The organism is Salipiger sp. D13, from assembly GCF_003703915.1.
Lineage (GTDB): Bacteria > Pseudomonadota > Alphaproteobacteria > Rhodobacterales > Rhodobacteraceae > Salipiger > Salipiger profundus.
Genome location: NZ_ML112604.1, coordinates 1 through 19821 on the forward strand (window position 1 = coordinate 1; position 19821 = coordinate 19821).

The 19821-nt window shown below is 68.0% G+C and carries 17 protein-coding genes and 3 pseudogenes; 11 read left to right on the top strand and 9 right to left on the bottom strand.

Annotation, left to right across the window (positions count from 1 at the left end):
• Nucleotides 1-344: pseudogene (locus D6860_RS16125) on the bottom strand (urea carboxylase-associated family protein); the annotation flags it as partial.
• 3 nt (nucleotides 345-347) lie between these two features.
• Nucleotides 348-1697 carry an NAD(P)-binding domain-containing protein gene (locus D6860_RS16130; RefSeq protein ID WP_076625165.1) on the bottom strand — a complete coding sequence of 450 codons (1350 nt, stop codon included), beginning with the start codon at nucleotides 1695-1697 and terminating at the stop codon, nucleotides 348-350.
• A gap of 227 nt (nucleotides 1698-1924) precedes the next feature.
• On the opposite strand from D6860_RS16130, the gene D6860_RS16135 reads away from it, so the two are divergent.
• Both D6860_RS16135 and D6860_RS16140 read left to right on the top strand, forming a co-directional pair.
• Nucleotides 1925-2932 (top strand): alpha/beta fold hydrolase, encoded by a 1008-nt coding sequence (locus tag D6860_RS16135; protein ID WP_076625486.1) that lies wholly within the window; start codon nucleotides 1925-1927, stop codon nucleotides 2930-2932.
• Nucleotides 2929-4470, top strand: coding sequence for a GMC family oxidoreductase (locus D6860_RS16140; protein ID WP_076625166.1), 1542 nt, complete (start codon nucleotides 2929-2931; stop codon nucleotides 4468-4470). Before D6860_RS16135 ends, D6860_RS16140 begins: the two co-directional genes overlap by 4 nt.
• A 135-nt stretch (nucleotides 4471-4605) precedes the next feature.
• On the opposite strand, the gene D6860_RS16145 is transcribed toward D6860_RS16140, so the two are convergent.
• Both D6860_RS16145 and D6860_RS16150 read right to left on the bottom strand, forming a co-directional pair.
• Nucleotides 4606-5808 carry a cytochrome P450 gene (locus D6860_RS16145; RefSeq protein WP_076625167.1) on the bottom strand — a complete coding sequence of 401 codons (1203 nt, stop codon included), beginning with the start codon at nucleotides 5806-5808 and terminating at the stop codon, nucleotides 4606-4608.
• The gene (locus D6860_RS16150; RefSeq protein ID WP_076625168.1) at nucleotides 5805-7274 is read right to left on the bottom strand and encodes a glutamine synthetase family protein; all 1470 of its coding nucleotides are present in this window, start codon (nucleotides 7272-7274) and stop codon (nucleotides 5805-5807) included. Before D6860_RS16150 ends, D6860_RS16145 begins: the two co-directional genes overlap by 4 nt.
• Nucleotides 7275-7601: 327 nt before the next feature.
• Here D6860_RS16150 and D6860_RS16155 point away from each other — a divergent pair, with 327 nt between their 5' ends.
• The 4 genes from D6860_RS16155 (at nucleotide 7602) to D6860_RS16165 (ending at nucleotide 11316) form a co-directional block, all read left to right on the top strand.
• Complete coding sequence (locus D6860_RS16155; protein ID WP_017466865.1) at nucleotides 7602-8957, top strand: ammonium transporter; 1356 nt, start codon at nucleotides 7602-7604, stop codon at nucleotides 8955-8957.
• A 15-nt stretch (nucleotides 8958-8972) separates the two neighbouring features.
• Nucleotides 8973-9137: a hypothetical protein gene (locus D6860_RS25310; protein ID WP_017466864.1), complete on the top strand. Its 165-nt coding sequence runs from the start codon at nucleotides 8973-8975 to the stop codon at nucleotides 9135-9137.
• Nucleotides 9138-9353: 216 nt separating this feature from the next.
• On the top strand, nucleotides 9354-10544 hold the full coding sequence (locus D6860_RS16160) for an acetate/propionate family kinase (RefSeq protein ID WP_076625169.1): 1191 nt from the start codon (nucleotides 9354-9356) through the stop codon (nucleotides 10542-10544).
• Between the two features lie 283 nt (nucleotides 10545-10827).
• Nucleotides 10828-11316, top strand: a complete 489-nt coding sequence (locus tag D6860_RS16165; RefSeq protein WP_017466862.1) for a DUF4177 domain-containing protein — start codon at nucleotides 10828-10830, stop codon at nucleotides 11314-11316.
• Nucleotides 11317-11384: 68 nt separating this feature from the next.
• Here D6860_RS16165 and D6860_RS25900 read toward each other — a convergent pair.
• Both D6860_RS25900 and D6860_RS16170 read right to left on the bottom strand, forming a co-directional pair.
• A pseudogene (locus D6860_RS25900) lies at nucleotides 11385-11447 on the bottom strand (BolA family transcriptional regulator); the annotation flags it as partial.
• A 1-nt stretch (nucleotide 11448) separates the two neighbouring features.
• Nucleotides 11449-11636, bottom strand: a pseudogene (locus D6860_RS16170) (BolA family protein); the annotation flags it as partial.
• Between the two features lie 74 nt (nucleotides 11637-11710).
• Here D6860_RS16170 and D6860_RS16175 point away from each other — a divergent pair.
• On the top strand, nucleotides 11711-12340 hold the full coding sequence (locus tag D6860_RS16175; RefSeq protein ID WP_076625170.1) for a J domain-containing protein: 630 nt from the start codon (nucleotides 11711-11713) through the stop codon (nucleotides 12338-12340).
• A gap of 264 nt (nucleotides 12341-12604) precedes the next feature.
• Here D6860_RS16175 and msrB read toward each other — a convergent pair whose 3' ends face one another.
• Complete coding sequence (gene msrB, locus D6860_RS16180; RefSeq protein ID WP_017466859.1) at nucleotides 12605-13072, bottom strand: peptide-methionine (R)-S-oxide reductase MsrB; 468 nt, start codon at nucleotides 13070-13072, stop codon at nucleotides 12605-12607.
• 167 nt (nucleotides 13073-13239) lie between these two features.
• Nucleotides 13240-13815 (bottom strand): fasciclin domain-containing protein, encoded by a 576-nt coding sequence (locus D6860_RS16185; protein WP_093412149.1) that lies wholly within the window; start codon nucleotides 13813-13815, stop codon nucleotides 13240-13242.
• Between the two features lie 253 nt (nucleotides 13816-14068).
• Here D6860_RS16185 and D6860_RS16190 point away from each other — a divergent pair, with 253 nt between their 5' ends.
• Both D6860_RS16190 and D6860_RS16195 read left to right on the top strand, forming a co-directional pair.
• Nucleotides 14069-14752 carry a DUF1045 domain-containing protein gene (locus tag D6860_RS16190; RefSeq protein WP_076625171.1) on the top strand — a complete coding sequence of 228 codons (684 nt, stop codon included), beginning with the start codon at nucleotides 14069-14071 and terminating at the stop codon, nucleotides 14750-14752.
• Nucleotides 14753-14866: 114 nt separating this feature from the next.
• Complete coding sequence (locus D6860_RS16195) at nucleotides 14867-16048, top strand: alpha-D-ribose 1-methylphosphonate 5-triphosphate diphosphatase (protein WP_076625172.1); 1182 nt, start codon at nucleotides 14867-14869, stop codon at nucleotides 16046-16048.
• Nucleotides 16049-16083: 35 nt separating this feature from the next.
• Here D6860_RS16195 and D6860_RS16200 read toward each other — a convergent pair whose 3' ends face one another.
• Nucleotides 16084-17007: an SHOCT domain-containing protein gene (locus tag D6860_RS16200; protein ID WP_076625173.1), complete on the bottom strand. Its 924-nt coding sequence runs from the start codon at nucleotides 17005-17007 to the stop codon at nucleotides 16084-16086.
• Between the two features lie 243 nt (nucleotides 17008-17250).
• On the opposite strand from D6860_RS16200, the gene D6860_RS16205 reads away from it, so the two are divergent.
• Both D6860_RS16205 and D6860_RS16210 read left to right on the top strand, forming a co-directional pair.
• On the top strand, nucleotides 17251-18642 hold the full coding sequence (locus D6860_RS16205) for a hypothetical protein (protein ID WP_076625174.1): 1392 nt from the start codon (nucleotides 17251-17253) through the stop codon (nucleotides 18640-18642).
• A 70-nt stretch (nucleotides 18643-18712) separates the two neighbouring features.
• Nucleotides 18713-19774, top strand: coding sequence for a dipeptidase (locus D6860_RS16210; protein ID WP_076625175.1), 1062 nt, complete (start codon nucleotides 18713-18715; stop codon nucleotides 19772-19774).
• Nucleotides 19775-19821 lie beyond the last annotated feature (47 nt).

Here is a 19821-nt window from a genome sequence, read left to right on the forward strand (position 1 = left end):
CGCACCGCCCGCGCCGCACCGAGGTCAAAGCCCGCCGCCGCCAGCGCCCGCGCCACGCCGCGCCCCGAGACCGAGTCACGCAGCGTCGCAAGCAGCCCCTCGGGCGCGCCGCTGGCCACTGCGCCGATCAGCCCCGCGTCGCCCGCGCCCGAAGGCGTGAACGCCACGATCTCGGCCAGCTGCCCGCCTTCGCGGTCGGTCACGGTGATCTCGTCGCCGGCGCGGATCTCGACCGCGCGCGAACCGCCACCCGGCACAGGGTGACGCTCGACGCCCGGCGGCAGCGCAAGACCGGGGGTCAGCACGCCCCGCCGCGGCGCGCGCGTCTCGAAGGGAAGGCCCATGCGCTACTCGGCCGCTTCCGAGGTCTGCAGGTAGGCCTCGAGGCTGTCGTCCATCGCGTGCCGCCACGGGGTGTGGTGCGGCGGCGCGATGGTACCGGTGATCGGTGAGACATAGCCGTTGTCGCGGAACGACATGATCGCCTTCTTCTTGTGCTTCTTCCACTCGAAGAACGCCTGGTTCGCTCCCTCGACGTCGAAGCTCGGATAGTCGGTCTCGGCGATCAGCTCCTTCACGTAGTCGCCCTGGTAGACGATGGCGCCGTGGTCATCCTCGATGGCGTCCTCGTCGGCCTGCCGCTGCTGCCAGTCGGCCTCCATTGTAGCCGCATCCGGCAGCGCGATGCGCCCCAAGATGCAGTCACGCACCCACCACGCCTGCGCGTCGAACATGTTGAAGGTGAACCACTGGTCCTGCATCCCGAGGTAGAAGAGCTTTGGGTTCTTCACCCACACCACGCCCTTGTAGAGGTCGGTGGCCGCGAGCCGGTTGGCGGTCTTCAGCCGCAGGTCGTCGGGCAGGAACGGGAAGTGGTGCTTGTAGCCGGTGCACAGGATGATCGCGTCGACGGTCTTCCTGCTGCCGTCCTTGAAATGCGCGGTCTTGCCCTCGACGGATTCGAGCGCCGGCACCTCGCGCCAGTTGTCGGGCCAGTCGTAGCCCATCGGCGCGGTGCGATGCGCCACGGTGATCGACCTGGCGCCGTATTTCCAGCACTGCGACCCGATGTCCTCGGCCGAGTAGGAGGTGCCGAGGATGAGGATGTCCTTGCCCTCGAACTCGCGCGCGTCGCGGAAATCATGGGCGTGCAGGATACGGCCGTTGAAGCCCTCGAAGCCCGGATAATAGGGCACGTTCGGAAAGCTGAAATGCCCCGAGGCCACGATGACGTGGTCGAAGGTCTCAAAGCTCTCGGTATCGGCCTCGCAGTCGCGGGCGGTAACGGTGAAGAGCCCGGTGGTCTCGTCGTAGGAGACATCGCGCACCACCGTCGAGAAGCGGATCCAGTCGCGCACGCCGGCCTTCTTCACCCGCCCCTCGATGTAGTCAAAGAGCACCGCGCGCGGCGGGTAGCTGGCGATGGCCTTCCCGAAATGCGCGTCGAAGGAGTAGTCGGCGAACTCCAGCCCCTCCTTGGGGCCGTTGGACCACAGGTAGCGATACATCGAACCATGCACCGGGTTGCCGTATTCGTCGACACCGGTGCGCCAGTCGTAGCGCCAGAGACCGCCCCAGTCGGGCTGCTTCTCGTAGCAGACGATCTCGGGAATCGCCGCGCCCTTCTCGCTGGCGGACTGAAAGGCCCGAAGCTGTGCGAGGCCCGACGGCCCGGCACCGATGATGCAAATCCTCATGTCCCTGAACTCCCTGTGTGCAACTTTTTCCTGATGGTCACAAATATTCACTGTGGCGCAATAAATATTCTTGCCGCCCGATCCGAGCGATGGGAATTTGCAGGCCTGACATGATCGGCTGCACAATGAGCAGGCAGCGGCGCGGAACAGGGAGACGGTGGCATGATGGCAGGCAGGCAGGGCAAGGTTCGCGCCACGCGGACGGGGGCGCCGGCATGAGCGCGGAGATGACCCCATACGAGGTGTTCGAGGCGGGCAACGTCGCCCTGCAATGCGGCATCACGCTGACGAACGCGCGGCTCGCCTATGCCACGCATGGCACGCTCAACGCCGCCAGGGACAACGTGATCGTCTATCCCACCCGATACGGCGGCAACCATGCCGACAACGACTTTCTCATCGGGCCGGGCATGGCGCTCGATCCCGGGAAATACTTCATCGTCGTGCCGAACATGCTGGGCAACGGCGTGTCGTCCTCGCCGTCGAACACGCCGATCCCGCTTGCGGGACCCGATTTCCCTGCCATCACCCAGTATGACAACGTCATGCTGCAGGAGCGGCTGCTGCGCGAGGTCTTCGGCGTCGAGACGGTGCGGCTCGCCTGCGGCTGGTCGATGGGCGGGCAGCAGGCGTTTCACTGGGCCGCGCTCTTCCCCGACCGTGTCGCCGCCATGGCCTGTTTCTGCGGGCAGGCGATCACCGCACCGCATACCTACGTCTTCCTCGAAGGGGTGAAACACGCGCTCATCACCGATCCGGAATGGAAGCAGGGCCGCTACAGCGAACAGCCGTGGCGCGGCCTGACCGCCAAGGGCCGGGTCTGGGCCGGCTGGGTCCTCTCGCAGGAATGGTTCCGGCAGGAGATCTGGCGCGACATGGGCTTCCAGACCGTCGAGGATTACCTCAAGAACACCTGGGACGCAATGTACTACGGGCTCGATGCCAACGACATGCTGTCGCTGATCGCGACGTGGCAGGCCTGCGACATCTCGGCGAACCCGCTCTACAACGGCGACCGGGCGGCGGCACTGGGCGCGATCACCGCGCGCTCCATCGTCATGCCCTGCCGCACCGACTTCTATTTCCCGCCCGAGGACAATGCCGCCGAGGTCGCGGGGATGCACAATGCCGAGCTGCGGGTGATCGACAGCATCTGGGGCCATTACGCCGGCGGCGGCCGCAACCCGGCCGACACCGCGTTCATCGATACCGCGCTCAGGGAGCTTCTCGCATGAGCCGGGACGTCATCGTCGTCGGCGCCGGCAGCGCGGGCTGCGCCGTGGCCGAGCGGCTGTCGCGCGATCCCGCCTGCCGCGTGCTGCTGGTCGAGGCCGGGCCGCCGGACCGCCACCCGTTCATCGCGATGCCGGCAGGCGTGGCCAAGGCCATCGCCTCGCCTCGATTCAACTGGCATTTCCAGACGGTGCCGCAGCGTCACATGGACAACCGCCGGCTCTACGTGCCGCGCGGCCGGGTGCTGGGCGGCTCCTCGGCGATCAACGCGATGGTCTGGGTGACCGGCCACGCCTCGGACTACGACCACTGGGAGGCGCAGGGCTGCACCGGCTGGGGATGGTCCTTGGTCAAGCCGGCGCTCGACGAGGTGACCCGCGTGATGGCGCCCGCCCTGCCCGAAAGCGGCCCCTCCTACGACGGCTTCGTCGAGGCGGGCGGCCAGATGGGCTACCCGGTGCACCAGGCGGTCGAGGGCCAGTCCGAGGGCTTCGGCCTGTTCCGGGTCAACGTGAAGGACGGCACGCGGCACAGCGCGGCGGCGGCCTGGCTCGGGCGCGCGAAGCGGCGCGCCAACCTCGAGGTGCGGACCGGCGTGCAGGTCCTCGGGCTCACCGGCAGCGGCGCCCGGATCGACGGGCTGCGGGTGATGACCGCCTCGGGCGAAGAGCTGCTGTCCGCCGGCCACGTGGTGCTATGCGCCGGAGCCATCGGCACGCCGCACCTGCTGCTGCACGCCGGGATCGGGCCCGCCGACCTGCTGCGCCCGCTCGGCATCCGGTCGCGCGTCGACCTGCCGGGGGTGGGCGAGAACCTGCACGACCACCTCGAGGTGAAGGTGAAGCACCGCATGACCGAGCCGCTGTCGCTCTGGGACCACGCGAAATTTCCCAACAACCTCGCCGTCGGCGCGCAGTGGCTCTTCACCCGGCAGGGTGTGGGCCAGCAGCAGGGGCTCGAGGCCGGCGCCTTCATCCGTCTCGGCGGCGGCGACGGCCCGCCCGACACGCAGCTGCATTTCATCAACGCGCTGGCCTTCGACGGCGCGACCGCCGAAGACCGCGGCCACGGTTTTGCCATCGACGTGACCCAGCTCCGGCCGGAGAGCCGCGGCCGGCTGACCATCGCCTCGAACGACCCGCGACAGGCGCCGCTGATCGACCCGAACTTCCTCGCATCCGAAACCGACCGCATCGCCCTGCGCGACGGGCTGAAGATGCTGCGCGAACTCTGCCGCCAGCCCGCCATCGCCCGCTTCGCCGGCGAGGAGCTGCGCCCCGGCCCCTCGGTCACGACGGATGCAGCGCTCGACGCGGTCGTCCGTGCGACGGCGGATTCGATCTACCACCCGGTCGGCACCGCGAAGATGGGCACCGACGCGCTCGCGGTCGTCGACCCGGAAACCATGGGCGTGCACGGCGTCTCGGGGCTCTCGGTGGCCGACGCCAGCGTGATGCCGAGGATCGTCGGCGGCAACACCAACGCCCCCGCCATCCTCATCGGCGCGCTGGGCGCAGAGCGCATCGCCGCAGCCCTCTAGCCACCGCCCGCCCCTTCTTCTCTTTGAAAATACCTCGGGGTCCGGGGCAGCGCCCCGGTCCTGCCCGCCCCACCGGGCCCGACGGTCGCAGCAGGGGCGCCACCGCAAGGCCCGCGCCCCGCACGCCGCCTCTCGTCAGCGCGGCGCGAAGGTGATCGGCAGCGAGATCGGCCCGGTGTTGCCGCTGTCGGCGAGCCAGGTCGCGCCCTCGCCCACGACCGGCGGGCCCATCCGCGCCGAGAGCACCCGGTAGGCCACTGCCATGTCGTTGCGCGCCACGAGATTGCCGAGGCAGTGATGGATGCCGCCACCGAAGCCGTAGTTGCGCGCGCGCTTCGCGGTGATGTCGAAGGGCGCCTCGCCCATCACCTGCGGGTCGGTGCCGGCGCTCTCGGAGTAGAGATGCAGCACGGTCCCCTGCGGGATCGTCACGCCTCCGTATTCGAAATCCTCCGTCGCCTCGCGCGACACCCATGTGATCGTCGGGCGCATCCGCATGACCTCGGTCGCCGCCGCCATGTCGAGCGACGGGTCCGCCGCCAGCGTCTCCCATTGCTCCGGGTGCGCCGCGAACATCGACATGCCGAGCCCGAGCTGGTTGCGCGTCGTGTCGACGCCGGCGAAGGCCAGCATCAGCGCGATGTTCCACAGCTCGTCGTGGCTCAGCCGGTCGCCCTCGGCGCGGACCTGCACCAGCGTCGACAGGATGTCGTCGCCGGGATCGGTCTCGCGCGCCTTCAGCACCTCCGAGATATAGTCGCCAAGCTCGACCGTCGCCGCCTCGATCTCGTCCACGAGGTCGGGAAAATTGACGCCCAGCGCCAACCCCATGGTGGCCGAGGTGCGCAGGATGAAGGGCGCCTCGGTCTCCGGCAGGCCGAGCAGCAGGCAGAGCACCCGCGCCGCGTAGGGGTCGGCGAACTCGGCCATGAAATCGCAGCTGCCGCTCTCGATGAAGCCGTCCGCCAGGTCATTGGCAATACGTTCGAACTCGGGCATCAGCGCCTTGACCACCTTCGGCGAGAACGCCGGGTTCACCAGCCGCCGCAGGCGCCAGTGGTCGTCGCCCTCGGTGACGAGGATCGAGCTGTTCCACCAGTCCGCGAAGGTGCCGCTGGTCACGCCGTTGAGCGCCGGCCAGGCGTGGCTGCCCTGGATCAGCGACTTGTGGGTGAGAAGCTCGCCCATCTCCTTGTGGCGCAGCACCGCGAGCCCGTAGGGCGTGCGGGCGTACCAGCTTTGCGCCCGCGCCTCCCGCACCGGCTCGGACCGGAGCGAGAACGCGGGGTTCGCCACGTCGAGAAAGGGGGCGTCGGGAAACTGCGCCTCGAGGCTCATGGCAGGCACTCCATGTAGGTATCCTTGTCCCAGTCGGTGACGGTGGACATGAAGCGGGCCCATTCGTCCGACTTGTACTCATGGTAGAGCCGATACATCTCGCCCGGAAGCCCGCGTTGCACGACCTCGTCGTTCTCGAGATGCACCAGCGCCTCGCCAAGGCTCATCGGCAGTTTCTTGACCTTCTTGCCCTGCGCCATGGCGTCGTAGATGTTGCGCTCTTCCGGTGCACCCGGGTCGAGGTTGTTGTCCAGCCCGTCGTCCATCGCCGCGAGCAGCGCCGAGCCCATGAGATAGGGGTTCACCATGCTGTCCACGGACCGATATTCGAACCGCCCCGGCGCCGAGACGCGCAGGCCGGTGGTGCGGTTCTGGAAGCCCCAGTCCGAGAACACCGGCGCCCAGAAGCCGGTGTCCCAAAGCCGGCGGTAGGAGTTGACCGTCGAGGCGCCGATCGCGGTCAGCGCCTGCAGGTGCTGCACCACGCCGCCGATGGCCTTGAGGCCGGTCTTGCCGGGCATCTGCGGATCGTCGGTATCGGGCATGAAGGTGTTGTCGCCGCCCGAGACGTACATGTAGTTCTCTGCCATCCCCGGCAGCGCGTCGGGATCGTTGCCGGTGCGCTTGAACACGTCCTCGCCGGCGGTCCACAGCGACATGTTGTGGTGACAGCCCGAGGCCGAGACGCCCATGAAGGGCTTGGTCATGAAGCAGGCGAAGATGCCGTTCTCGCGCGCCACCTGCGCGCAGAGCTGGCGATAGGTGGTCAGGCGGTCGGCGTTGCGCAGCACGTCGTCGAAGGTCCAGTTCAGCTCGAGCTGGCCGGGCGCGTCCTCGTGGTCGCCCTGGATCATGTCGAGCCCCATCTTGCGGGCGTAGCGGATCACCTGCATCGACACCGGGCGCAGGCTCTCGAACTGGTCGATGTGGTAGCAGTAGGGCTTCGACATGCCGTCGGTGGGCTTGCCGTTCTCGTCGTACTTCAACCACATCATCTCGGGCTCGGTGCCCATGCGCAGCTGCAGCCCGTGCTTTTCCTGGAACGCCTTGTGCATCCGGCGCAGGTTGCCGCGGCAGTCGGCCGTCAGGAACGCCCCCGGGTCGACCTTTTCCTCGCGGTTGCGGAACAGCGTGCAATACATGCGGCCGATCTCGGGCGCCCAGGGCAGCTGCATGAAGGTCTCGGGCTCGGGGATGCCGACCAGCTCGGCGGCCTCGGGACCGTAGCCGAGATAGTCTCCGGCGCGGTTGGTGAACAGGTTCACCGTGGCGCCGTAGACCAGCTGGAAGCCCTTCTTCGCGACGCTCTCCCAGTGGTCGGCGGGAATGCCCTTGCCCATGATCTTGCCGGTCACCGACACGAACTGGAGGTAGAGATACTCGATGCCCAGCGCGTCGATCTTCTCGCGCACCGCCTTGATCTTCTCGTCGCGTCCCGTCTCTTCGACGAAGCTTTCGATATCCATGTATATGCGTCCCTGCTGGCTGTCTGTTCGGTCTTTTTCTGACCAAAGACAGCCCCAGCGACTCACCGTCTGTCCAGAAAAAGCTATTACTGAGGGGAAATTTTTATTCCCAAGGGTGGAAAAGCCCGCGGAAGCGGCAGGCCGCGTTCACATCTCGCCCAATTTGAATACATCAAGGAGGCAAAGTCGCCTTCGAACGAACAAAACAAGGCTTCGCCCGGAGCCACCGGGGCGCCGCGTTTTGCCGTGAGGAAACTTTATTCACTCCTAGGGTCAGGAGGCCCCGCGTCTCCCCAATAACGAACATCCGCAATGGGGATATGAACGATGGAACAGGAACTCGCCGCGCTGACAGAGCGGTTGGCTGCTCTGGAGAGCAGCTCCGGTATGTCCGGCACGATCAATTCGGAAATCTTCTACTGGTGGTGCACGGCGCTGATGATCGCCATCCACGCCGGCTTCCTCGCCTACGAGATGGGCGCGAGCCGGGTGAAGAACGTGCTCGCCTCGGGGATCAAGAACATCCTCGCCTTCGCCTTCATGGTGCCGACCTTCTACTTCTTCGGCTGGTACATCTACCTTGCCTTCTACAACGGCCTGATCCCGGCCGCCGACGGCGCCGCCGGCCTGCCGTGGGACATGTCGATGGGCCCGAACCTCGCCGACAACGCCACCGGCATCTTCTGGGCGGCCTTCACGCTGTTCGCCGCGACCACCGCCTCGATCTTCTCGGGCGCCGTGATCGAGCGCATCCAGACCGCCGGCTTCCTGATCCTCGCAATCCTGCTGGGCTCGGTGGTGTGGATCCTCGGCGGTGCATGGGGCTGGCACCCGAGCGGCTGGCTCACCGTCAAGTTCGGCTACCATGACGTGGGCGCCGCCGGCGTCGTGCACATGGTCGCGGGCTTCTTCGCGCTGGGCGTGCTGATCAACCTCGGCCCGCGCGTGGGCAAGTTCAACGAGGACGGCAGCGCGAACGCCATCTTCGCGCACAACGTGCCCTTCACGATCACCGGCCTGATGCTCATCATCGTGGGCTTCTTCGGCTTCCTCGGCGGCTGCATCATCTACATGCCCGGCGAGCAGTGGATCAACATCTACGGCCAGCCCGCGACGCTGTCGGCCTTTGCCTTCAACACCCTGATGGGCATGGCAGGCGGCATCATCGGCGCGTGGGTCAAGACCCGAGATCCGTTCTGGATGATGTCCGGCGCGCTGATCGGCATCTTCGCCGCGGCCTCGGGCCTCGACGTCTACTACCCGCCGGTGGCCTTCGTGCTCGGCACCTTCGGCGGCTTCGTGGTTCCGATGGTCGCCGTCTGGCTCGAGAAGATGGGCATCGACGACGCGGTCGGCGCGTTTCCGGTACACGGCATCGGTGGCCTGATCGGCGTCGTCGCCTGCGGCATCTTCGCCAGCGGCTACCCGAACGTGAACGGCATGCCGCCGGTCTCGCTCTGGGGCCAGATCGTCGGCGCGGCGACCATGGCGGTGCTCGGCTTCGTGCCCGGCTTCGTCGCCTCCTACATCCTCAAGGTCTTCGGGCTGCTGCGGGTGCCGGATCACATCCAGGAAAAGGGTCTCGACATCGTCAAGGTGCCGGTCTCGGCCTACCCCGAAAGCTACACCCCGGCCCCGGTCAACGTTGCGACCCCCGCGGCCGCCGGCACTCCTGCCGAATAAGAAAGGACAGACGACATGAACACCTCTCCGATCGAAAGCTGGGATGGCGTGGAGGCGTATTTCACCTTCGCCGACAAGCCCGCCGTGATGATGCTTTTCCTGCTGCTCGCCTTCGCGATCACCTTCGGCACCATCATCATCGCCGCCGTGCACGAGAAGCACGCCTACAACAATCACTGACGTCCCTTGGTCTGGTGATACGAGAGGGGGCGGGCCGCGAGGCTCGCCCCCTTTTCCATGGCCGGATTGCATGGCCCGGGGCTTGACCTGTCGCAAGGCGGATCCCCTTCGGCTGTGATCTGAGCGGCCAGGCGGTCGCACCGGTTGCGCCTCTCCCGCGCAGCGCAGACAGTCACCCGCGAGCCCCGACGCGCAGGCAACCACACGAGCGAGACCATGAGCACCACACCCGTCGCCCTCACCCTCAATGCCGGCAGCTCGTCGCTGAAGTTCGGGCTCTACGACATCGCCGCAGCGCCGGTCGAGATGGCCATGGGGCTGATCGAGAACATCGGCAAGGCACCCCGCCTCAAGGTCCATTTCGGCCCCGGTCGGACACCGGTGAGCCGCGACCTCGCCGCGACCGATGCCGCCGACCACCGGTCGGCACTGACGACCGCGCTGGACCTTCTGCGCGCGCAATTCCCCGATGCCCGCGCGAGCGCCGTGGGCCACCGGGTCGTGCACGGCGGCCCCGGCCTTGCCGAGCCGGTCGTGCTGACCCCCGGCGTGATGGAGGAACTGCGCCGGCTCTCGCCCTTCGCGCCGATCCACCAGCCGCACAACCTCGCCGGCATCGACGCGGCGATGGAGGCCTTTCCCGAGGCGCTGCAGGTGGCCTGTTTCGACACAGCGTTTCACCGCAGCCATCCCAGGGTGAACGACATCTTCGCCCTGCCCCGCGAATACTACGACAAGGGCGTGCGCCGCTACGGCTTCCACGGACTCAGCTACGACTACATCTCGGGCGAGCTGAAGCGCATCGCACCGCTGATCCACGAGGGCCGCGTGATCGTGGCGCACCTTGGCAACGGCGCGTCGATGTGCGGCATGATCGGCGGTCGCTCGGTCGCCTCGACCATGGGGTTCACAGCGCTCGACGGGCTGCCGATGGGCACCCGCACCGGCCAGATCGACCCGGGTGTGATCTTCTACCTCGTGCAGCAGGAGGGCATGAGCATCGACGAGGTGCGCCAGCTCTTCTATTCGAAATCGGGGCTTCTGGGCCTGTCGGGGCTGAGCCACGACATGCGCGCGCTCGAAGCTGCCGGCACGGTCGAGGCGAACGAGGCCATCGACTATTTCGTCTTCCGCATCCGCCGCGAGCTGGGCGGCCTTGCGGCAGCACTCGGCGGGCTCGACGCGCTCGTGTTCTGCGGCGGCATCGGCGAGAACTCGCGCCTGATCCGCGAGCGCGTCTGCGAGGGCATGGGCTGGATCGGGCTGGAACTCGACCGCGAACGCAACGCGGCGGGCGACACGGTCATTTCCACGGATATGAGCCGCGCCCGCGTCATGGTCGTGCCGACCAACGAAGAGCTCGTGATTGCCCGCGCGGCACGAAAATTCCTTTGCGCACAATCCTGACCCGACCGATTGAACACATTCAACTGCCCTAACGTAAGGAATCCATGACTCGCGAAAAGTGCACCAAAATGTTACCGTAATCTTACCGGGTCCGTGAGATGCTCGGCGCCGCCTTCAGGATAGATCGGGGGATGGCCAAAAACATACCGACTGTCTTAGCTGCTACGACATTTTCAAAAGACGCCGGGGGGTGGGCCGTGACCTGCCTCCCGGTTTTTCACGCCGGGGTGACGGCATCGCGCCGCGCTGCTAGGATGCGGCGCCGCAACAGAAAAGGTCCCGCATGACTCGTTACGAATACAAGGTCGTCCCTGCCCCGGTGAAAGGCGAGAAATCGCGCGGCGTGAAGGGGGCCGAGGGCCGTTTCGCCTTCGCGATCGAGCGTCTCATGAACGAGATGGCCGCCGAGGGCTGGGAATACCAGCGGGCCGAAACCCTCCCCAGCGAAGAACGCAGCGGCATCGCCTCGAGCCAGACCGTCTGGCGCAACCTGCTGGTCTTCCGCCGCGTGCAGGAGACGATGGCCGAGACCGCACCCGATACGCCGGATGCCGACCTCGAAGGCCGCCGCCTTGCCTCCGCCGCCGAACTCGCCGGCGCCACGGCCGCGCCGGCGGCCGAAGACGACACTGCACAGGCGACGACCACGGACGAGACGACCGAGCACGATGCGCTGCCGGAACCACCCGATGATGCGCAGGACGATGAGCAGGACCCGGACGACGACCCGTCCGACCGTCCGCGCCATCGCGAAGGGTCTGACGCGAACTGAGCGGCCCCTGGGATGGGCGGCGGGCGGGCATTTCGTGGCCCGCCCCGGACGCCCCCGCGCGCGAGTCTCTAAGCGTCGAGATCGAGCGAAAGCGCGTGGATTTCCGCCGTCAGTTCAGGGCCCAGCGCCTTNGCCCGGTGCCGTGCTACACGGCTCAGCCCTGAGAGACCCTCCGCGCGCATCCTGACGTGGAAGTGGCTCTCGCCGCTTCCATCGTGTCCGGCATGTCCCAGATGCCGGTCGCTGTCGTTTCGCACATCAAGCTCCGATGGCGCGAATGCCTCGCGCAGTCGTGCCTCGATTTCCGCCGAGCGTGACATTATTCACCTCCTGCCCTCTTCAATATGACCACGGATTGTCTAAACTCCCTCGTCCGAGTCGAAAAGGTGAGACCATGAGCAGACCTGACCCCTTCGGTTTCGATATGTCGGTGAAGTCTTCGAAGAAGAAGAACCCGCGCGGTCGTCGCGGCATGACCGGCGAACAGGAGACCTCCACCCGTATCTGCGAACACGAAGGTTGCGATCAGCCGGGCAAGTTCCGCGCGCCCAAGGCGCCCGACGTGCTCGATGACTTCTACTGGTTCTGCAAGGACCACGTGCGCGAGTACAACGCGCGGTGGAGCTTCTTCGACGGCAAGACCGAGGCCGAGATGAACGCGCAGGCCAGCGCCGACAAGGTCTGGGAGCGCCGCACCAAGGACTGGCGCGACCCCGAGGCCCGCGCCTGGGCCCGCCTCGGTATCGAGGACGCCCACCAGGTGCTCGGCGACAATGCCACCCGCAACCCGGGCCGCAACGGGCAGAACAGTGCCGGCCGCCGCCTGCCGCCCACCGAGAAGCGCGCCATCGAAATCCTCGAGGTCAAGGACAGCGCGTCGAAGGCGGAGGTTCGCAAGGCCTACAAGGCGCTGATCAAGGTGCTGCACCCGGACATGAACGGCGGCGACCGCAGCCAGGAAGAACAGCTGCAGGAAGTCGTCTGGGCCTGGGATCAGCTGAAGGACAGCCGCAACTTCAAGTGAGGCCGAGGGCGCACCGGGCAGACCGGAACCTGTGACCGGATTTCGGGCAGACAGCGAGCATTCTGCGCGGAAATGCGCTCAACACGATCTTCCCGATGGACGCTCCCTCATAGGTTGTGCTACCAAGAGGTATGGCGCTCACGGGCGCCAGCCAGCGTCGGCCCTCCCTGCCACGCCGGACACTCACGGACCGTCCGGGCCTGTGCACCACATCCCCTGGGTGCACAGGCCCCACGCGCCGGCACTGCCCTTGCCAGCAAGCCTTCAGCCCGCCGCTCGGAACGTCAGCGACACGCCGTTGATGCAATGACGCTTGCCCGTGGGCGGCGGCCCGTCGTCGAAGATGTGCCCGAGATGCGATCCGCAGCGACGACAGTGGCACTCGGTGCGGACCATGAACAGCGACCGGTCCGGCTTGGTCTCCACCGCGTTCGGCAGCGCCTCGTAGAACGATGGCCAGCCCGTGCCGCTGTCGAACTTCGTCTCCGAGGCGTAGAGCGGAAGCTCGCAGCCCTTGCACAGGAAACGCCCCGCCCGGTTCTCGTCGTTGAGCGGCGAGGTATAGGCCCGCTCGGTCGCCTCCTCGCGCATCACCCGGTACTCGAGATCGCTCAGCATGGCGCGCCACTCGGCCTCGCTGCGCGACACCTCGAAACTTTCGGCAGCGCCCCCTTGCGAGGCGCCAAGCCCCAGGGCCGCCGCGGTGGTGGCCAGGAATCCTCGTCTCGTCATCTGTCTGTCCTCCATTACCCCCGAAACACTGCGTCCCCGCGCTGCCTGCGGCAACCCGGGGACGCTGCACATCTGCGCGAGAGCCCCGACATGGGGGACACGGGGACCCTCGCGCGGCGCCCTTCCTGCACGGACGGGAATAGGCGGAAGGGCGCGGTCCGAAGCGTTTACATCGCCGGCAGCAGCACGCGGTCGATCACGTGGATCACGCCGTTCGACTGCTTCACGTCGGCAATGGTGACGGTGGCGGAGCGGTCGCGCTCGTCGGTAAGCGTGATCATGTCGCCGTCCATCTTCGCCTGCAGCGTGCAGCCACCGACCGTCGACACCGGATGGGTGCCGCCGTCATCGGCGATCATGCCCGCGATCGCGTCCGACATCGCATCCGCCGCCACCACGTGACAGGTAAGGATCTGAGCGAGCTGATCCTTGTTCTCGTCCATCATCAACTGCGACAGGCTGTCGTCCGAGATCATGTCGAAGGCCGCGTCGGTCGGTGCGAAGACGGTGAACGGACCTTCACCGCTCAGCGTGTCGACAAGGCCCGCCTGCTTCACGGCGGCCACCAGCGTCTCGTGGTCCGCCGAGTTCACGGCGTTCTCCACGATGGTCTTCTCCGGCGACATCGCGGCACCGCCGACCATCGGGTTCTCCATGTGGTCGTCGGCCATGGCAGGCGCGGCCACCGCCGCGAGCGCGGTTGCGGCCAGGGTCGTCCTGAACAGGGTTGCAAGCTTGGTCATGTCCATCCTCCTTTGACTTCGTTACGTGCGCCCCGGCCTCCTCGCCGACCGCACTTGCCAGAAGCCACGAAGACCGCAGCCCCGCTGTTTCAGAAAAAGCGATAACAGCTCCGTGATTGCGCCCGTCCCTTTCTTCTCTTTGAAAATACCCTCGGGGGTGCGGGGGCAGAGCCCCCGCGCGGCGCGCGTCAAGCGCGACGCCCGCGCGACGCCCGCACTTCCCAACCCGCGCGCGACGTGACATCAGGTGCGCATGACCGATTACAGCCGTTTCGCCGTCTACCACGCGCCCGCGCCGGGCCCCCTCGCGACGTTCTGCGCGGGCTGGCTCGGGCACGACCCTGTGACCGGGCAGACCTGCCCGCATCCCGAGATCCCGGGCCTGCCGCGCCCGGTGGACGAGATCACCGCGACCCCACGCAAGTACGGCTTTCACGGCACGCTGAAGCCGCCCTTCCGCCTGACCGGGCCGCGCGGCGCGCTCGAGGCGGATCTGGCGGCGCTGGCCGCGCGCCTCTCTCCGGTCGAGATGCCCGGGCTGTCGCTCACCCGGCTCGGCAGCTTCCTCGCGCTCACCCCCGAGGGCGACACCGCGCCACTGGCGCAGCTTGCGGCGCAGGTGGTGCGCAGCCTCGACGGTCACCGCCAGCCTCCCCAACCGGCGGAACTCGAACGCCGGCGGCAGGCGCGGCTCACGCCGCGCCAGGAGGAGAACCTGCTGCGCTGGGGCTATCCCTACGTGATGGACGACTTCCGCTTCCACCTGACGCTGACCGGCAAGCTCAGCCGCGCCGAGGCCGAGCAGACCGCCGAGGCCCTGCGCCCGGTGCTTGCCCCCCTGCTGCCGCGCCCGTTCCGCGTCGACGCGCTCTGCCTCTTCGGCGAGGCGGCCGACGGGCGGTTCCACCAGCTCGCGCGGTATCCCCTCGGGGGCTGATCCCCCGTCCTGCCATATTCCAGGCGCGCACAACTTCCGATCTTCGTCCCGCGTCACCCGGGTGACACAGAGTGCCGTTAGAGCTGCCGAAAAGCTTCGAGCGGACCCACGGGCATGACGGCACTGCTTCCTCCCCTGCGCCTGACGGGCGCCACCATCCTGCGCGGCGGCGTTCTGCAGAAACGCTCGCTGGTGATCGCCGACGGCGTCATCACCAAGGGCCCGCTGCCGCAGGTGGACATGTCGGGCTACCTGATCCTGCCGGGCATCATCGACCTGCACGGTGACGCTTTCGAACGGCAGGTCGCGCCCCGTCCCTCGGCCCGGCTACCGCTCGAGGCGGCGCTGCGCGCCACCGACCGCGAGGCCGCCACCCACGGCATCACCACCGCCTGGCTCGCGCAGGGCTGGAGCTGGGAGGGCGGGCTGCGCAGTCCCGATTTCGCCGAGGAGATGATGCGCGCGCTCGACGACTACCGGCCGCACGCGCTCACCGACCTGCGCCTGCAGATCCGCTGCGAGACCCACATGCCCGAGACCCGCGCGCGGCTGGTGGCGGCGATCCGGCGGCACGGCATCGACTACGTCGTCTTCAACGACCATCTCGACGCCACACTGCAACTGGCCGAAACCGCGCCGCACCGCGTCGCCGAGCAGGCCGAGCGCGGCGACCGCTCGGTGCCCGAGTATCACGCAGCACTAGCCACCGCCCGCGCCGCACGGCGCGAGGTGCCGCGCCACCTCTGCGCGCTGGCCGAGGTCTTCGACACGCTCGACCTGCGCTACGGCAGCCACGACGACCCCGACGCCGAGACCCGCGAATACTACCGTCTCATCGGTGCCCGCATCGCCGAGTTTCCGCTCACCGTGGCAGCGGCGAAGCTGGCGCGGGCCTGCAACGACCCGGTGCTGATGGGGGCGCCCAACGTGGTGCGCGGCGGCTCGCAGGCGGGCAACGTCTCGGCCCTGACGCTGGTGGCGCAGGGGCTGTGCGACGTGCTGGTCTCGGATTACCACTACCCCTGTCTTGCCCGCGCCGCCTGGGTGCTGGTGGATCGCGGGCTGAAGACGTTGCCGGAGGCGTGGGAGATGATCTCGAAGGTGCCGGCCGAGGTCATGGGACTTGCCGACCGGGGCACGCTCGACCACGGCAAGCGGTCGGATTTCGTGGTGGTCAACGCCGCCACGCGCGAGATCGAGGCCACGGTCAGCGGTGGCCGGCTGTCCTATCTTGCCGGCGATGCCGGGGCGCGGCTTGTCGGCGCCATCACCGGTCCGCGCCTCGCGGCCGAATAGGCCGCAAGGCGCCTGCGCCGCCGGAAAGGGCTCGCTCAGAGCCGGTCGAGCAGGTCGCGCTTCTTGGCCTCGAACTCCTCGCGGGTCAGAAGCCCCGCCTCCATCAGCTCGCCGAGCTTGCGGATCAGCCCGATGACCGCATCGGCGTCCATCGCGGAGGGTGCCGGAGACATCGGCACCGATTGCATGGCGGGCGCGGCCGTCTGCTGGGCCGGGGGCTCGGACACGGGCTGAGGGGGCGGTGCCGAGGGCGCCGGGGTCTCGACGACGGGGTCCGCCTGCGCCGTGCCCGAGGTGGGGGCCGGGTCGGTGCCGACCTTCGGCAGGTCGGACAGCCGCACCAGCCCGTGCTGGCTCGTGAAGGTCAGCGACTGGTCGCCGCTCTGCTGCTGCGAGACGCCGGTGATGCGGTGATCGCCGGTGTCGTAGATCTCGACCGCACCGCCGATGTCGATGGCCAGCCGGCGGGTGTCGGGAAAGACCGCGTAGCGCAGGTTGTTCTGGCTGCCGACCGAAGAAGCCGCGCCCAGCACGCCAGGCCAGGAGGTCGCCGCCCCCGCGCCACCGGGCAGGAACAGGCTCGACCCCGGCCCCTGCGACTGGTTCCGGGATGCGCCCGAAGACTGGCCCGATGATTGGCTCTGCGACTGGCCCTGCGGCGGCACCGGGCGCTGCGGCTGGGGTCGGAACACCCCGCCGCCGGCCAGCCCCTGCGCCAGCTCGGAGCAGAGCGCGTCGACCTTGGCCTTGAGCGCGTTGTTGAACATGTCGCCGACCATGGTCATGCCGCCGAGCGACCACTGGCCCATGCCGCCAAGCTCGGGGTGGTTGAACTGCGCCTGCGTGCCCTGCCCTGCCGCCAGCGCGTAAAGGAGGTGTTCTGCGGCCTCGGTCGAGACGCCGTGGCGGGCGGCGGTCTCGGACACCAGGCGGGTTCCGTCTTCGGTCAGCGCGGTCATGTCACCGTTCCAGTCATGCTATGCGGGAAAGTCCCGTCGGGCTTACCACGTCCGCGCCATCACAGCCACCGCGCGCGGGCCAGGTCTGCGGGGTTTTCGCGCCATCTGCGGCACCGATGTCGCCGCCGGACTGCCGTGTCTGCAATGCCGGTTTTCCCGCAGCCCGACGGCGGCTGCAATTGCAGCTTCGGCGGAATGATGATCTAGAAGCCCGGACCAGACCCCTGCAAGCACCCCTGCCCCATGACCTCCCCACGCCTCGACCGGCTGATCGGCCTGACCCTCGTCCTTGTCACGGGATGCGTCATCGCTCGGGAATGGGGCGCGGCGGACTGGGTGAACATCCCCTGCTACCTGCTGCTCGTCGTGGCCATCGCCGCGCTGTTCGTCGAGGTCCGCCCCGGGCGCAAGGCCTTTGTCTTCGTGGCGCTGGGGCTCACCGCGGCGCTGGCATGGCGCGTCGAGGACTGGACATCGGTGGTGATGGACGGGCTCTACTCGGCGTCGTTCATCGCGGCGTTCTTCACCGCGCTCGCGACGCTGCGCAGCGCCGCCGAGCCCTCCGAGGACATCCGGGCCAGCGGGCGCTTCCTTGCCGAGCAGCCGCCGGGGCGGCGGTATCTCGCGCTGACGCTGGGCGCCTCGGCCTTTGCGCTGCTGTTGAACTACGGCGCCATCGCGCTGCTGGGCAGCCTTGCCACCGCCGCCGCGCAGGATGAACCCGATGCCGAGATCCGCATGCACCGGCGCCGCCGGATGCTGCTGGCGATCCAGCGCGGCTTCGTCACCTCGCTGCCGTGGTCGCCGCTGTCCTTTGCCATCGCCATCTCGACCGCGCTCATTCCGGGCGGGAGCTGGGAAGGCGCGGTGCTGCCCGCGCTCGGCACCGCCGTGCTGATGACGCTGATCGGCTGGGGGCTCGACACGATCTTCAAGCCGCGCCTGACGAATCCCGCCCCGGTGCGCCGCAAGCCCGAGGGCAGCTGGGCGCTGCTTCTGCCACTGGCGCTGCTGCTGGGCATCCTCGTGGCGAGCGTCCTGACGCTGGGCGCGCTGACCGGCATCCGCGTGATCGGCCTCGTGCTGCTGATCGTGCCGGTGATGGCGCTGATCTGGACGCTGCTGCAGGCGCGGAGCGGCGGCGCGCCGCTGGGCCAGCGTCTGAAGACCTACGCCTTCCGCGACCTGCCGAACTACCGCAACGAGGTGCTGCTGCTGATGATGGCGGGCTATATCGGAACCGTGGGCGCGCCGTTGCTGTCGCCGCTGGTCAAGGCAAGCGGCTTCCACCCCGAGGCGATGCCGCACTGGCTCGTGCTGGTGGGGCTCGTCTGGATCATCCCGCTGGCCGGGCAGTTCGCGATGAACCCGATCCTCGCCGTCACGCTGATCGCGCCGCTGCTTCCGACCCCGGCCGAGCTGGGCGTCACCCCGGCGGCCATGGTCACCGCGATCACCGCCGGCTGGGCGCTTGGCGGGATCAGCTCTCCCTTCACCGCGACGACCATGCTCACCGGCTCCTTCGGCAACGTCGGGGCCCGGACCGTCGGTCTGCGCTGGAACGGCAGCTACATGCTGACCTGTCTCGTGGCACTTCCCCTCTGGGTTCTGGCCTACGCCTACCTGCTGGGCTGAAACCTGCTTGCATACGAACGAGATGGGGTGACAGTCTCGGGCCAGACGCAGACTCTGGAGACCGCGCCCCATGACAGCCCCGTTCAACCAACCGCCGATCTTCGATGGCCACAACGACCTGATCCTGCGCCTGCTGCGCGGGTCGGCCACCGCCGAGGGCGTCGCGGCGGGTCTTCCCGACGGCCACATCGACCTGCCGCGCGCCCGCTCCGGCGGGCTCGGCGGCGGCTTCTTCGCGATCTTCGTGGCATCGCCGTCCAACGCCTCCGAGCGCCATGACGCCATGGTGCAGCCGGAATACGACCTGCCGCTGCCCGAGATGATCCCGCAGGACGAGGCGCTCACGGTGACGCTGGAAGGCGCCGAGGCGCTCGAAGCCCTCGAGGCTGCCGGGGCGGTCACCATCTGCCGCACAGTCGACGAGCTGGAGGCCGCGATCCACGGCCCCAAGATGGCGGCGATCATGCACATCGAGGGCGCCGAGGCGATCGACCCCGATTTCGAGGTGCTCCACCAGCTGCATGCCCGTGGCCTGCGCTCGCTCGGGCCGGTCTGGTCCCGCCCGACGATCTTCGGCCACGGCGTGCCCTTCCGCTATCCGTCCTCGCCCGACACCGGTCCGGGCCTCAGCGAGGACGGCAAGCGGCTCGTGCGCGAGTGCAACAAGCTGAACATCATGATCGACCTCAGCCACCTGAACGAAAAGGGCGTCGACGATGTCGCGGCGATCACCGACGCGCCGCTCGTTGCCACCCATTCGAACGCCTGGGCGGTGACACCGCATTCGCGCAACCTCACCGACCGGCAGCTCGAAATGATCGCCGAAAGCGATGGAATGGTAGGCATCAATTTTGCCTCCGCCTTCCTGCGCCCCGACGGGCAGATGAACAACGACTTTCCTCTTGACCTGCTGCTCCGACATCTTGACCATCTGGTCAAATTTCTCGGCGAAGACCGGGTCGGCTTCGGCTCGGACTTCGACGGGGCGCTGGTCCCCAGGGACATCGCCGATTGCGCCGGGCTGCCGGCCCTGCGCGCGGCGATGAAGGACCACGGGATCGGCGACGAGATGATGGAGAAACTGGCCTGGCGCAACTGGATGCGCGTGCTGCGCAAGACCTGGGCCGCCTGACCTGGGCCGCCTGACCTGGGCCGCCTGAGCGCGGCCCCCGGAAGAAC

Excerpts from the sequence above, each read along its gene's own strand:
- D6860_RS16165 (WP_017466862.1), top strand. The coding sequence starts at position 10,828 with ATGACTCGTTACGAATACAAGGTCGTCCCTGCCCCGGTGAAAGGCGAG.
- D6860_RS16150 (WP_076625168.1), bottom strand. The coding sequence starts at position 7,274 with ATGGATATCGAAAGCTTCGTCGAAGAGACGGGACGCGACGAGAAGATC.
- D6860_RS16200 (WP_076625173.1), bottom strand. The coding sequence starts at position 17,007 with ATGACCGCGCTGACCGAAGACGGAACCCGCCTGGTGTCCGAGACCGCC.
- D6860_RS16155 (WP_017466865.1), top strand. The coding sequence starts at position 7,602 with ATGGAACAGGAACTCGCCGCGCTGACAGAGCGGTTGGCTGCTCTGGAG.
- D6860_RS16140 (WP_076625166.1), top strand. The coding sequence starts at position 2,929 with ATGAGCCGGGACGTCATCGTCGTCGGCGCCGGCAGCGCGGGCTGCGCC.
- D6860_RS16135 (WP_076625486.1), top strand. The coding sequence starts at position 1,925 with ATGACCCCATACGAGGTGTTCGAGGCGGGCAACGTCGCCCTGCAATGC.
- D6860_RS16175 (WP_076625170.1), top strand. The coding sequence starts at position 11,711 with ATGAGCAGACCTGACCCCTTCGGTTTCGATATGTCGGTGAAGTCTTCG.
- D6860_RS16210 (WP_076625175.1), top strand. The coding sequence starts at position 18,713 with ATGACAGCCCCGTTCAACCAACCGCCGATCTTCGATGGCCACAACGAC.
- D6860_RS16130 (WP_076625165.1), bottom strand. The coding sequence starts at position 1,697 with ATGAGGATTTGCATCATCGGTGCCGGGCCGTCGGGCCTCGCACAGCTT.
- D6860_RS16160 (WP_076625169.1), top strand. The coding sequence starts at position 9,354 with ATGAGCACCACACCCGTCGCCCTCACCCTCAATGCCGGCAGCTCGTCG.
- D6860_RS16205 (WP_076625174.1), top strand. The coding sequence starts at position 17,251 with ATGACCTCCCCACGCCTCGACCGGCTGATCGGCCTGACCCTCGTCCTT.
- D6860_RS16195 (WP_076625172.1), top strand. The coding sequence starts at position 14,867 with ATGACGGCACTGCTTCCTCCCCTGCGCCTGACGGGCGCCACCATCCTG.
- D6860_RS16190 (WP_076625171.1), top strand. The coding sequence starts at position 14,069 with ATGACCGATTACAGCCGTTTCGCCGTCTACCACGCGCCCGCGCCGGGC.
- D6860_RS25310 (WP_017466864.1), top strand. The coding sequence starts at position 8,973 with ATGAACACCTCTCCGATCGAAAGCTGGGATGGCGTGGAGGCGTATTTC.
- D6860_RS16185 (WP_093412149.1), bottom strand. The coding sequence starts at position 13,815 with ATGACCAAGCTTGCAACCCTGTTCAGGACGACCCTGGCCGCAACCGCG.
- D6860_RS16145 (WP_076625167.1), bottom strand. The coding sequence starts at position 5,808 with ATGAGCCTCGAGGCGCAGTTTCCCGACGCCCCCTTTCTCGACGTGGCG.
- msrB (WP_017466859.1), bottom strand. The coding sequence starts at position 13,072 with ATGACGAGACGAGGATTCCTGGCCACCACCGCGGCGGCCCTGGGGCTT.